We start from the raw sequence: 12,898 nt of genomic DNA on the forward strand, positions 1-12,898 counted from the left end.
CCGGGCGGGCAAGTGGCTGTACGGGCCGGGCGGGTGCCCGGTTGTGCTCGGTGCGGTGCCCGGTTGGGGCCCGTCCGGTGCCCGAACGGGCCTGTGGCGTTCCCGGACGGACTCGGCGGGTGCCCGAACGGGCTTGCCGCGTTCCCGAACGGACGGGACGGATGCCCGAACGGGCCGTCAGCGGCGGTGCGGTGAGAGTGACGGTTCAGCGGCGGGTCTTCGTGCGGGGTTTTCCCGCTGCGGCCGGAGCGGGGTCCGTCCGGGCCGCGGCCGCCAGGCGGACCAGGCGGGATTCGCAGTGGTCGAGCCAGCGGGCCTCGGCCTCCGCCTGGAAGATCAGCTGTTCCAGTACGAGCAGCCAGGCGACCTCGTCGCGGTTGGCCGGGGCGGTGTCCAGGGCCTGTGCCTTCAGCCGTGTGTAGTCCTGCATCGCCTTCACCGTGTGGTGGCGCTGCGCCTGGATCACCGCGCGGATGTCCACGCCGGGCGCTCCGACGGCCATCGCCAGCTTGATGGCCAGCTCGTCGCGGGCCGGGCTGGTGCGGTCGACCGGGGCCCCGTACCAGCTGCGGAGTTCCTCGCGGCCCTCGTCGGTGATGGCGTACAGCGCGTGGCCCGCGCCGTCCTCGGAGTCCTGCGCCACCAGGCCGTCGCGCTCCAGGCGGGCGAGCGTCGTGTAGACCTGCCCGACGTTGAGCGGCCAGGTGGCACCGGTCCGGGACTCGAAATCGGTACGGAGTTGAGAGCCGTAGCGGGGGCCGTGTTCCAGGAGGGCCAGTAGCCCGTGGCGGATCGACATACTCAGTATGTATACCGAGTATGTTCCCCAGCGCAAGCTACTGCGTCCGGCGCAGCCGCAGCCCCAGGAAGCCCAGACCGAGACCGATCAGGGCAAGTCCGGCGCCCATCGCCCCCACTTGCAGCGGAAGGTCGGCTGCGCGCGAAGCGGTCTGCTGCGTGGAGTGCCTGCCTGCCGCTTCCATGTCCCTGCCCCTGGGCGCCGGGGTGTCCGGAGCGGGCTCCGTCGCCCGCCCGGTGCCCTCGTCGTTGCGCGGCGCCCAGGAGTGCCGGTGCCGGGCGGCCGGTGGGTGGGGCGCCCGCATGGGCAGGGAGGGGCGGATCACCCGGGCGGAGGTGCGCGGGTGGGCGGGGAGGCTCGGTACGCCCGAGGGGGAGAGCGAGGCGCCCGAGTTCCTGCCCGGCCGCGGACGGCCTTGACCCGCCGGGTCGCCCGCCAGTGAGGTGCGCGGTGAAGGGTGCGCGGAGGAGCTGCTGCCGGATGAGGGGCGGGATGCGGCGGCACCGGATGCGGTAACGGACGGTTTCGGTCCACCTGCGCCGAGGGCCGTTCCCGCGATGCCGCCGCCCACGCTGCCGGCGGTCACACCCCCGGCGTCCCCGCTGTCCGGCTGCCCGGCCGTGCCCGGCCCGCCGCGCGCCCCGTCGGCCCCCGTGGCCGCGCCGGCCGAATCACCCGTAACACCCGCTACATCCGCCATGCCCGCCATGCCCGCCGCACCAGGCTCGTCGCCCGCGACTCCGGCCGTGCTCCCGTCGGCGGCTCCGCCGTCCACGCCCGCCGCCGTTCCCGGTGGGTCCGTGACCGTGCCCGCCGCATCGCCCGGGGCGGCGCCCGGGGACGCGCCCTGGGTGACCGTGACGCCGGCTGCCGGTGGCGGCGCCTCCGTGTCCACCGAAATCGGGGACAGCATCACCGCAAGCGCCACCAGACCGATCACTGAATGCCCCCTCATTCCTGCCGGACCCACCGGCAGCAGAAAGCAGAAGAACGACGGACTAAGCGTCACATCTCCCCGTAAGTCCGGCATCCCGGGAGCGGCAAAAGGCCCAGCACACGCCATACGTGTACTGGGCCTGTCAGCTAAGGGGCCTGTCAGCCGGCGAAGTGCGTCAGTTCGGATCGCCCGTCGAGATCCCGAGCGTGATGGTGAGGTCCTTGGGGCTGACGTCCGTCTTCGCCAGCGGGTACTGGTCGAGAACGACGTCCTGGCCCCACTGCCCGCTGGGCTCCTTCTTCGTCGTGATGTGCCAGCCGGCCGCCTGGGCGCACGCCTTCACCGACAGGATGTCCTTGTAGGTGAAGTCCGGCAGCTCGATCTTGTTCGGGTCCGTGACGCCCGGCTGCGCGCCCGAGCACTCCGTGGTCTCCATCGTCCGGTCCCGCTCGGGCCCCTTGTGCCCGGCCTTCACCGACGTGGAGTCCGTGGTGCTGGAGTCCGTCGCGCTGCCCGCCGTGTTGTCGCCCGAGCCGCTGAAGTGCAGCGCCGCTATCACCCCGCCGATCGCCAGCAGCACCACCACGACAGCGCCCACGAGCATCGGCGTCCGCCGCCCGCCGGAGCCGCCCTGCGGGGCCGGGGAGGACGGAGCGGCGGGCTGGACACCGTACGGCGGCGGGGTCTGCGCCCCGTACTGCTGCGCGGCGTACGGCTGGGCGGCGGGCGTCTGGTACCCGTTCTGCGGCGGCGGGGTCTGGTAGCCGCCCTGCTGCGGGTAGCCGTACGCCGGCCCCGGGGCCGGCGTGCCGTACGGGCCCGGCTGGTAGGGCGTCTGGACCTGGCCGCTCTGCGGCATCGAGGAGTCCACCGGCGGGAAGACCGCCGAGCCGACGCCCGCGCCGCTGTTCGGCGCCGCGCCCCCGACGACCATCGGGGCGCCGCCGGTGTGCCCCGACGCCATGACCCGCAGGCACTCGTCGCGCATGGACTCGGCCGACGGGAACCGCTCGTTCGGGTTCTTCTTCAGCGCGCGGGCGACCAGCGCGTCGACGGCCGGTGTGATGGAGCGGTTGATCGAGGAAGGAGCGACCGGCTCCTCCTGTACATGGGCGTACGCGATCGCGAGCGGCGAGTCCGCGTCGAACGGCAGCCGGCCCGTCAGCAGCTGGAACAGCATGATGCCGACCGAGTAGAGGTCGGAGCGCGCGTCCACCCCGCGGCCCAGCGCCTGCTCGGGCGAGAGGTACTGCGGAGTGCCCACGACCATGCCGGTCTGCGTCATCGACGTGACGCCCGACTGCATGGCGCGGGCGATGCCGAAGTCCATGACCTTCACGATGTTGCGCTTGGTCATCATCACGTTGCCGGGCTTGATGTCCCGGTGGACCAGGCCCATTTCATGGCTGGTGTCCAGCGCGGCCAGCACATCGGCGGTGATCTTCAGCGCCTTGTCGGCCGGCATCGCGCCGTACTGCGCGATGTCCGCCTGGAGTACGGAGCCGAGCGGCTGCCCCTCCACGTACTCCATGACGATGTACGGCATCAGCGCGTCGCCGAGGGTGTCCTCGCCGGTGTCGAAGACCGAGACGATGTTGGTGTGCGACAGCTTGGCGACCGCCTGTGCCTCGCGCCGGAACCGCTCGCGGAACGACTGTTCGCGCCCCAGCTCCGTGTGGAGCGTCTTGATGGCGACCTGCCGGTCCAGCGCCTGGTCGTACGCCAGGTACACCGACGCCATACCACCCTCGCCGAGCAGGTCACGGAGCTGATAGCGCCCCCCGGCGACCGAGTCTCCCGCGTAGCGCCCCTGCGCGCCGTCCTGGCTCATGGCGTGGCTCCCCCTATGGCGCACTGATATGGCGCTCTGCGTACTGATGTGGCGCCGGTCTGCTGTGACCCCGGCCCCCACGGGGCAAAGTCTGCCCGAGGCCACTGACACGTCAAGCCAGGGGGCCCGTTCCGTGACCGTACGCGTACCAAGCGTCTCGTAAGCGTTACAGGAAGGACGCAGGATTTGCATGGGCGACGCGATTCCGGGTTTGATAGCCGGTCATTGCCGGACCGGGCCCTCTCCCTGAGCCTGTAGCGTGGCGTGGCACTGGGCCGCGAGGACCACCGAGCATCACCCGCGTACCACCGCTGACGCGGACCTACACGACGGCGAGGACTGATGGCACCCGAATCCGAGGCAGGCGGCGGCGGGGTGTCGGACGTGCCGGAGTCGTGGGGCGTCGGCGGACTCGTCGGCGACGGCCGCTACCGGCTGACCCACCGCCTCGGCCGTGGCGGCATGGCCGAGGTGTTCGCCGCCGAGGACGTGCGGCTCGGCCGCACCGTCGCCGTCAAGCTGCTCAGGTCCGACCTCGCCGAGGACCCGGTCTCCAAGGCCCGGTTCACCCGCGAGGCACAGTCGGTCGCGGGCCTGAACCACCACGCCGTGGTCGCCGTGTACGACTCGGGCGAGGACTACTGGGGCGGCAACACCGTCCCCTACATCGTGATGGAGCTGGTCGAGGGCCGCACCATCCGCGATCTGCTGATCAACGCCGAGGCCCCGCCGCCCGAGCAGGCGCTGATCATCGTCTCCGGTGTGCTGGAGGCGCTCGCCTACTCGCACCAGCACGGCATCGTGCACCGTGACATCAAGCCGGCCAACGTGATCATCACGGACGGCGGCGCGGTCAAGGTGATGGACTTCGGGATCGCCCGCGCCCTGCACGGCGCGCAGTCGACGATGACCCAGACCGGCATGGTCATGGGCACGCCCCAGTACCTCTCCCCGGAGCAGGCGCTCGGCAAGGCCGTCGACCACCGCTCCGACCTGTACGCGACCGGCTGCCTGCTGTACGAACTGCTCGCGATGCGGCCCCCGTTCACCGGGGAGACCCCGCTCTCGGTGGTCTACCAGCATGTCCAGGACATGCCGATCCCGCCGTCGCAGGTGTCGGAAGCGGTGCCGCCGGAGCTCGACGGGCTCGTGATGCGTTCCCTGGCGAAGGACCCGGACGACCGGTTCCAGAGCGCCGAGGAGATGCGGGGGCTGGTCGCCTACTCGCTGCAGATGCTCCAGCAGCAGGGTGGTCACACGGGTACGTGGAACACCGGCCCGGTCGTGATGCACGAGGGCGGCTCCACCCCCGCGATGGGCACAGCGGCAACCACGGCGCTCGGCCACCCGCAGCACGGTGACACCTCGCAGGGCCCGATCCTGCCGCCGATGAACCCGGACGACGGTTCGTACGACGGCGGAGGCCGGAGCCGTGGCGGCCGTGGCTGGATGTGGGTGGTCGCCGTGCTCGCGGTGGTCGCCATCGGCGCGGGCTTCGTCCTGGCGAACGGCTTGCCGGGCAGCGGTAACTCCGGCGGTACGTCCACCGACCACTCGCCCGCGCCCGCCCACTCGAAGAGCGACAGGCCGAGCGACACCCCGACGGACGACTCGTCGCCGGACACCAGCACCGACCCGGGCGCGTCCAGTGGCGGTCAGTACACCGAGCAGCCTTCGTTCACCCCGTCGGACACCCCGAGCAACGACACGCCCTCGACGCCCCCGCCGTCCCCGTCCACATCGGGCGGTGGCGGTACGTCGTCGAACGGCGGTTCCTCGTCCACGGGTGGCAAGACGGACGGCGGCAGCGACAACGGCGGTACGTCGTCGGACGGCGGTTCCTCGTCCACGGGTGGCAAGACGGACGGCGGCAGCGACAACGGCGGTACGTCGTCCGGTTCGACGACCGCGGGCGGCAGCCCGGACGGCGGCAGCACCACGGACGGATCGAGCACGGCCGGCACCGCGGCGGGGACCACCGCGGGCGACGCGGCTGCGGGCGCGACGGGCGGCTGACAGCCGGAGGAAAGGCCGCGGCGGGCGGCTGAGCCCCGGAAAAGGGTGCGTGCGGCCGGGAGTTCAGGAGCCCCCGCCCCGGCGTCTCACCCCGAGAACGCCTCGCAGACCGCCTCGTACTCACGGGTCCACCACACCACCAGGGCCGACGCCGCGGGAAACAGCGGGTCGGCCCTGCGGTCGTGCAGCTGGTAGCGCCAGCGCAGCGTCCAGAAGTCGTTGAGCCGCTCCCACCACACCCGGTGGACCGCGGCGGCCAGCTCCGCCGGCCCCGCCGAAGCGGCCCGCCGGTAGGCGCGCGCGTAGGCCCGTACCTTCGCCAGCTCCAGCTCGCCCGTGGGCTGCACGAAGAAGATCACCGCGGCCCTGACCGCCTCCTCGGCGCGCGGCTTCACGCCCAGCCGGTCCCAGTCGATGATCGCGGCCGGCTCGGCGCCCCGGTACAGCAGGTTCAGCGGATGGAAGTCGCCGTGCACCCAGCCGCCCGCCGTGCCCGGCGGCGGGCGCCGGTGCGCATGGCGCTCCAGAAGGCGGCGGCGCTCGCGCAGCCGGTGTTCGGCGAGCTCGTCGAAGGTGTCGCGGCCGGACTGCCGGCAGGCCAGCCTGGAGAGCAGTTCCTCGATGACCGCGAAGGTGTCGGCGGGGTCGGCGCTCTCGTGCTCGGGCGGCGCCGACTCGGCCTCCATCACCCGCTCCAGACCGGTGTGGACGAGCCCGAGCAGCGCGCCGAGCCGCCGCGAGCACGCCGTGCTGAGCTGGGCGCCCTCCCGGTGCCGGCCGTCGATCCAGGGGTGCAGCGCGTAGCAGCGGCCGCCGATCACCGTGACGGTGTCGCCGTCCGTGTCGGCCAGCGGCGGCGCGACCGGGACCCCGAGCACCTGGAGGCGCTGGGTGGCGCGGTGCTGGCGGCTGATCGAGGCAGGGTCGCCGTCGAGGTGGTGTTTGAGGAAGTAGTCGCCGTGGGTGGTGGCGAGCCGGTAGCCGCGGTTGAGCAGCCCCTGGGCGACGGGCTCGCAGGAGAGCGCGGCACCGGTGGACCGGTAGCGGCGCAGCAGCTCCCCGACAGGCGGTGTTGCATATGAGCGCGGCACTCGCCAGATGTTAGATCACCGGGAGGCACCGGCTGATTCCGGAGCGGTGTACTCCATCCGGTCCAGCGTGGCGAATTGCGGCCTGATGCGCAGATAGACCGCTTCGTACGGTTCGCCGTTCACCTGGGCCGGCGCCGTTTCGAACTGTGCGACCTCTTCGGGGGCCGGGACGGTCAGCTCGGCGGTCCCGGTGAACTGGACCGACCAGAAGTGTTCGTCCCCGGAGGCCAGGTTGTCCGCCGCGTAGGCGACGACGCTGCCCGCGCAGGCTTCGTGGTGCCCGTGGCCCGCGTGCATCCGCAGGATGACGCAGCCGTCCGAGACGATGTGCCGGGCGATGGCCAGGAAGGGGAGCGCGCGCATACTGGCGGCGACTCGGCCGTACGGCACTCCGCTGAGCAGGGCGATGGCGCGCTGTTCCTCGATGGGCATGGCTTCCACTGTCCGCGCCGGGCGCCGTGCCGGTAAGGGGACAGCTGCCCGATCATTGAGGACGTAGGTCCCGAATAAGGCCGAACAAACCCATTCGAAGCTATTTCAAACCATTCCGGACCGGCCAATCGGACCGGACTTCCGGGGTGCCGAGGGGCCGGACCGACGGACCGGAGCGGCGACCGGCGGACCGGACCGGCGAACGGCGGACCGGACCGGCGGGCACTGGTCCCGGGCCGTCGCGCGCCCCGGATCAGTTCTCGCTCCGCTCCTGTCCGGCCTGGATCCGGGCCACGTACGCGGCCGCCTGCGAGCGCCTCTCCATGCCCAGTTTGGCGAGCAGGCTGGAGACATAGTTCTTGATCGTTTTCTCGGCCAGATGCAGCCGTTCGCCGATGACGCGGTTGGTCAGACCCTCGCCGATCAGGTCGAGAATCTTCCGTTCCTGATCGGTGAGACTCGCGAGGCGGGCATCGCCTTTGCTGGTGCCACCGTCGCGCAGCCGCTCCAGAACGCGCGCCGTGGCCGCCGGGTCGAGCAGTGATTTGCCGGCCGCGACATCCCGTACGGCCGACAGCAGCTCATTGCCGCGGATCGCCTTCAGCACATAGCCGGAGGCGCCCGCCATGATCGCGTCGAAGAGCGCCTCATCGTCGGAGAACGAGGTGAGCATGAGGCACTTGATGTTCTCGTCGGCCGAGCGGATCTCCCGGCAGACCTCGACCCCGCTGCCGTCCGGCAGCCGGACGTCCAGGACCGCGACGTCGGGCCGGGTGGCCGGGATCCTGGCGAGGGCGTCGGCGGCGGTACCCGCCTCGCCGACGATCTCGATGTCGTCCTCCATCGCCAGAAGTTCATGAACTCCGCGTCGTACGACTTCATGGTCGTCAAGGAGAAAAACGCTGATTTTTCCATCTTCGGGCACGGAATCAGTTTCACACATGAACTCTTCCCGTGCCCGGGGTGCCCGGTATAACGTGCCCCTGTTCCGGCGGCCTGCAAGGCTGTGACCAGTGATTGTTCGCCCATTTCTCGATTTACTTGGAAATCCAAGCAAAATCGCAGGTCAAATGGGGTTTCGCAGTTCTGCGACGCACTGGGTAACGTGCCTTTGAGAGGGTGCTCGCCGGGGCACCTGTCACGCCTGTTCCCGGTTCGCATCGCACCCACCCCGTGCGGGGGATCCGGATTCGGGCGAGCCGCACTGGCCTTACCGGCAACCCCGGGGGCCGGACCGACGGAGGAGCACGCACGTGACCGTGGAGAGCACTGCCGCGACGCGCAAGCCGCGACGCAGCAGCAAGCGAGCCGGCGCCGCACGGACGCCGAAGGCGCCCGACGAGCCGCAGCTCGTACAGCTGCTGACGCCCGATGGCGAGCGCATCGAGCACCCCGAGTACGAAGTGGATCTCACACCCGAAGAGCTGCGCGGTCTGTACCGGGACATGGTCCTGACCCGCCGTTTCGACGCCGAGGCCACCGCACTCCAGCGCCAGGGCGAGCTGGGCCTGTGGGCCTCGCTGCTCGGCCAGGAGGCCGCCCAGATCGGATCGGGCCGGGCCCTGCGGGACGACGACTACGTCTTCCCGACCTACCGGGAGCACGGCGTGGCCTGGTGCCGCGGCGTCGACCCGACCAATCTGCTGGGCATGTTCCGCGGTGTGAACCACGGCGGCTGGGACCCCAACAGCAACAACTTCCACCTGTACACCATCGTCATCGGCTCGCAGACGCTGCACGCGACCGGGTACGCGATGGGGATCGTCAAGGACGGCGCGGACTCCGCGGTCGTCGCCTACTTCGGCGACGGCGCGTCCAGCCAGGGCGACGTGGCCGAGGCGTTCACCTTCTCGGCGGTCTACAACGCCCCGGTGGTCTTCTTCTGCCAGAACAACCAGTGGGCGATCTCCGAGCCCACCGAGAAGCAGATGCGGGTGCCGCTCTACCAGCGCGCCCAGGGCTTCGGCTTCCCCGGCGTCCGGGTCGACGGCAACGACGTACTGGCCTGTCTGGCCGTCACCAAGTCGGCTCTGGAGCGCGCCCGCCGGGGCGAGGGCCCCACGCTGGTCGAGGCGTACACCTACCGGATGGGCGCCCACACCACGTCCGACGACCCCACCAAGTACCGCACGGACGACGAGCGGCAGGCGTGGGAGGCCAAGGACCCGATCCAGCGGCTGAAGACGTACCTGGAGAAGCAGAAGTTCGCCGACGAGGCGTTCTTCACCGGCCTGGAGAGCGAGAGCGAGACGCTCGGCAAGCGGGTGCGGGAGGCTGTACGGGCGATGCCCGACCCGGACCCGATGGCCATGTTCGAGAACACCCACGCCGACGGCCACGCGCTCGTCGACGAGGAGCGCGCGCAGTTCGCCGCCTACCAGGCGTCCTTCGCGGACTCCGCCGAGGAGGGCAACTGATCATGGCCGGAAAGAACATGAGCATCGCGAAGGCGCTCAACGAGTCGCTGCGCACGGCGCTCGACACCGACCCCAAGGTCCTCATCATGGGAGAGGACGTCGGCAAGCTCGGCGGCGTCTTCCGGGTCACGGACGGGCTGCACAAGGACTTCGGCGAGGACCGGGTGATCGACACCCCGCTCGCCGAGTCCGGCATCGTCGGCACCGCGATCGGGCTGGCCCTGCGCGGCTACCGGCCGGTCGTGGAGATCCAGTTCGACGGCTTCGTCTTCCCCGCGTACGACCAGATCGTCACGCAGCTGGCGAAGATGTACGCGCGTGCGCTCGGCAAGATCAAACTGCCGGTCGTCGTCCGTATCCCGTACGGCGGCGGCATCGGCGCGGTCGAGCACCACAGCGAGTCGCCCGAGGCGCTCTTCGCGCACGTGGCGGGCCTGAAGGTCGTCTCGCCGTCCAACGCGTCGGACGCGTACTGGATGATGCAGCAGGCCATCCAGAGCGACGACCCCGTCATCTTCTTCGAGCCGAAGCGGCGATACTGGGACAAGGGGGAGGTCGACACCGACGCGATCCCGCACCCGCTGCACAAGGCGCGAGTGGCCCGTGAGGGCACCGACCTGACGCTGGCCGCGTACGGCCCGATGGTGAAGGTCTGCCTGGAGGCTGCGGCAGCGGCGGCCGAGGAGGGCAAGTCCGTCGAGGTCGTGGACCTGCGGTCGATGTCCCCGATCGACTTCGACAGCGTGCAGACCTCGGTGGAGAAGACGCGCAGGCTGGTCGTGGTGCACGAGGCCCCGGTCTTCCTCGGTACGGGCGCGGAGATCGCCGCCCGGATCACCGAGCGGTGCTTCTATCACCTGGAGGCACCGGTGCTGCGGGTCGGCGGGTACCACGTGCCGTACCCGCCGGCGCGCCTGGAGGACGAGTACCTGCCGGGCCTGGACAGGGTGCTCGACGCCGTCGACCGCTCGCTTGCGTACTGAGGAGCGCCGTGACCATGACTGATATCGCGATCCCGGTCCGGGAGTTCAAGATGCCCGACGTGGGCGAGGGACTCACCGAGGCGGAGATCCTCAAGTGGTACGTCGCGCCCGGTGACACGGTCACCGACGGCCAGGTCGTGTGCGAGGTCGAGACGGCGAAGGCGGCCGTGGAGCTGCCCATTCCGTTCGACGGTGTGGTGCGCGAGCTGCGCTTTCCGGAGGGCACCACGGTCGATGTCGGCCAGGTGATCATCACGGTGGGGGCACCGGGTTCGGAGCAGGAGCCGGCCGCCGTCCCGCAGCAGATCGAGCAGCCCGCCGAACAGGACGCCGCACAGGAGGCAGGGCAGGATTCCGGGCAGGAGGCGCAGCCCGCCGCCCGCCAGCCGGTCCTGGTCGGGTACGGGGTCTCGGAGGCGTCGACCAAGCGCCGGGCGCGCAAGAGCGCGGCGCCGGAGCCGGAGGCCGCGCCGGAGGGCACGTACTACGCTCCGCCCGCCGCCGCACCGGTCGCCGCTGCGCCGGTCGCGGCGCCGGTCAACGGCCACACCGTGTCCCGCCCGCTGGCCAAGCCGCCGGTCCGCAAGCTGGCCAAGGACCTCGGCATCGACCTGACCACGGTCACGCCTTCGGGCCCGGACGGGATCATCACCCGCGAGGACGTCCACGCGGCCGTGGCCCCGGCGGCGCAGGAACCGGCGCAGGCCGCGGCCCCGGAGCAGGCGGCCGTCGCGGCCCCTGCCCCGTCCGTCCCGTCCGATGCCCGGGAGACCCGTATCCCCGTCAAGGGCGTACGGAAGGCCACCGCGCAGGCGATGGTCGGCAGCGCCTTCACCGCGCCGCACGTCACCGAGTTCGTCACGGTCGACGTCACCCGCACGATGAAGCTCGTCGCCGAACTGAAGACCGACAAGGCCTTCGAGGGGCTGCGGGCCAACCCGCTGCTCCTGATCGCCAAGGCGCTGCTGGTCGCGATCAAGCGGAACCCGGAGGTCAACTCCGCCTGGGACGAAGACAACCAGGAGATCGTCCAGAAGCACTACGTCAACCTGGGCATCGCGGCGGCGACCCCGCGCGGCCTGCTCGTCCCGAACATCAAGGACGCGCACGCCAAGACGCTGCCCGAACTGGCCGGTGCGCTGGGCGAACTGGTCGCCACGGCCCGCGAGGGCAAGACGTCCCCGGCGGCGATGCAGGGCGGGACGGTGACCATCACCAACGTCGGCGTCTTCGGCGTCGACACCGGTACGCCGATCATCAACCCGGGCGAGTCCGCGATCCTCGCGGTCGGCGCGATCAAGCTCCAGCCGTGGGTTCACAAGGGCAAGGTGAAGCCCCGTCAGGTCACCACGCTGGCGCTCTCCTTCGACCACCGTCTGGTCGACGGTGAACTCGGCTCGAAGGTGCTCGCGGATGTCGCGGCGATCCTGGAGCAGCCGAAGCGGCTGATCACCTGGGCGTAGCCGGGCGCAGTGGCCCGAGCAGCTGAACGGCCCCCGGACGCGCGGTGCGTCCGGGGGCCGCGCTGTGCCGCGACGTCGGCTGTGGCCTCCTGGTCCCGGGCACCCTTGAGCCCGGCGAGCTGGACGGCGAGCACGCCGACACCACCGGCGGCGCCCCCGATCAAGACGGTGTCGTCAGCCTTCACATCGGCCGCTGCGAGCGCCGCCGAGGCGGTCATCCCCGCCACCGAGAGCGCATCGCAACGACTCGCTGACGCCGCTCTCGAACTGTTCGCGGAGCGCGGGTACGGGAACACGACCGTGCTCGACATCGCGAAGCGCGCCGGACTCGCCAAGAGCTCGCCATGAAGATGGCCTACGAGCGGTGGAGCGACCCGGGCAAGACCGGTGAGTTCGGCGACATCGCCCGGCACGCCCTCGGTGAAGTGTGGTCCGCTGTCCCGACCGTGTGAGAGGCGCTACGGGCAGATCAACGCTACGGGCTGCACGTCCAGTTCGGCCCAGACGGCCTTGCCCACGGTCAGGGTCTGTACGTCCCAGCGGGCCGCGACCGTATCGACGATGAGCAGCCCGCGCCCGAACTGGTCGTCGGGGTCGGCGACCCGTGGCACTGGCAGCCGTTCCCCGCGAGGGTCCGTCACCGCGATCCGGAGAGTGTTCCCCCCGAGCGTGACGTCGACCCGGAAGAGCCGGTCCCGCAGACACCCGTGCAGCACGGCGTTCCCGCAGAGTTCACCGGCCACGAGCGCGGCGTCACCGGCGAGTTCGGGGTGTCCCCAGTCGGCGACGAGCGAGGCGACGCGTCTGCGGGCCAGGGGGACGCTGCGCGGGTACGGGGGGTAGCTGACCTTGTCGTGCCGGACGGTCATGACACGTGCCTCCTCATGCGAGTGCGGCGGTGGCATCGCCGCGCCGGCCGGGCAGGCCGG

General features: G+C 71.1%; 12 protein-coding genes. 5 read left to right on the top strand and 7 right to left on the bottom strand.

Translation table 11 applies throughout. The features are described from left to right. Positions 1 to 205: 205 nt before the first annotated feature. The 3 genes from OHB13_RS18980 to OHB13_RS18990 all read right to left on the bottom strand — a co-directional run bounded on the left by OHB13_RS18980 (position 206) and on the right by OHB13_RS18990 (position 3,567). A complete protein-coding gene (locus OHB13_RS18980; RefSeq protein ID WP_266855168.1) occupies positions 206 to 799 on the bottom strand; it encodes a PadR family transcriptional regulator in 594 nt (197 codons plus the stop codon). 37 nt (positions 800 to 836) lie between these two features. Further along, positions 837 to 1,712, bottom strand: coding sequence for a hypothetical protein (locus tag OHB13_RS18985; protein WP_328377892.1), 876 nt, complete (start codon positions 1,710 to 1,712; stop codon positions 837 to 839). Between the two features lie 199 nt (positions 1,713 to 1,911). Further along, entirely contained in the window at positions 1,912 to 3,567 is a 1,656-nt protein-coding gene (locus OHB13_RS18990; RefSeq protein ID WP_328377893.1) for a Stk1 family PASTA domain-containing Ser/Thr kinase, read from the bottom strand. 342 nt (positions 3,568 to 3,909) lie between these two features. Between OHB13_RS18990 and OHB13_RS18995 the strand changes: the two genes are divergently transcribed. Next, entirely contained in the window at positions 3,910 to 5,583 is a 1,674-nt protein-coding gene (locus OHB13_RS18995) for a protein kinase domain-containing protein (protein WP_266855164.1), read from the top strand. Positions 5,584 to 5,669: 86 nt separating this feature from the next. Here OHB13_RS18995 and OHB13_RS19000 read toward each other — a convergent pair whose 3' ends face one another. From OHB13_RS19000 to OHB13_RS19010, 3 genes are all read right to left on the bottom strand, one after another. Next, the gene (locus tag OHB13_RS19000) at positions 5,670 to 6,674 is read right to left on the bottom strand and encodes a phosphotransferase (protein ID WP_266855163.1); all 1,005 of its coding nucleotides are present in this window, start codon (positions 6,672 to 6,674) and stop codon (positions 5,670 to 5,672) included. 15 nt (positions 6,675 to 6,689) lie between these two features. Further along, a complete protein-coding gene (locus tag OHB13_RS19005; RefSeq protein ID WP_328377894.1) occupies positions 6,690 to 7,106 on the bottom strand; it encodes a pyridoxamine 5'-phosphate oxidase family protein in 417 nt (138 codons plus the stop codon). A 253-nt stretch (positions 7,107 to 7,359) separates the two neighbouring features. Continuing rightward, the gene (locus tag OHB13_RS19010) at positions 7,360 to 8,031 is read right to left on the bottom strand and encodes a response regulator transcription factor (protein ID WP_328377895.1); all 672 of its coding nucleotides are present in this window, start codon (positions 8,029 to 8,031) and stop codon (positions 7,360 to 7,362) included. A gap of 328 nt (positions 8,032 to 8,359) precedes the next feature. Here OHB13_RS19010 and pdhA point away from each other — a divergent pair, with 328 nt between their 5' ends. The 4 genes from pdhA (at position 8,360) to OHB13_RS19035 (ending at position 12,317) form a co-directional block, all read left to right on the top strand. After that, the gene (pdhA, locus tag OHB13_RS19015) at positions 8,360 to 9,523 is read left to right on the top strand and encodes a pyruvate dehydrogenase (acetyl-transferring) E1 component subunit alpha (RefSeq protein WP_266855160.1); all 1,164 of its coding nucleotides are present in this window, start codon (positions 8,360 to 8,362) and stop codon (positions 9,521 to 9,523) included. 2 nt (positions 9,524 to 9,525) lie between these two features. After that, complete coding sequence (locus OHB13_RS19020) at positions 9,526 to 10,506, top strand: alpha-ketoacid dehydrogenase subunit beta (protein WP_328377896.1); 981 nt, start codon at positions 9,526 to 9,528, stop codon at positions 10,504 to 10,506. Positions 10,507 to 10,520: 14 nt separating this feature from the next. Then, positions 10,521 to 11,969, top strand: coding sequence for a dihydrolipoamide acetyltransferase family protein (locus OHB13_RS19025; protein ID WP_328377897.1), 1,449 nt, complete (start codon positions 10,521 to 10,523; stop codon positions 11,967 to 11,969). Positions 11,970 to 12,137: 168 nt separating this feature from the next. Beyond that, positions 12,138 to 12,317 (top strand): helix-turn-helix domain-containing protein, encoded by a 180-nt coding sequence (locus tag OHB13_RS19035; protein WP_406348307.1) that lies wholly within the window; start codon positions 12,138 to 12,140, stop codon positions 12,315 to 12,317. Between the two features lie 110 nt (positions 12,318 to 12,427). Here OHB13_RS19035 and OHB13_RS19040 read toward each other — a convergent pair whose 3' ends face one another. After that, entirely contained in the window at positions 12,428 to 12,838 is a 411-nt protein-coding gene (locus OHB13_RS19040; RefSeq protein ID WP_328377898.1) for an ATP-binding protein, read from the bottom strand. Between the last annotated feature and the right edge of the window lie 60 nt (positions 12,839 to 12,898).

This window comes from Streptomyces sp. NBC_00440, from assembly GCF_036014215.1.
GTDB lineage: Bacteria > Actinomycetota > Actinomycetes > Streptomycetales > Streptomycetaceae > Streptomyces.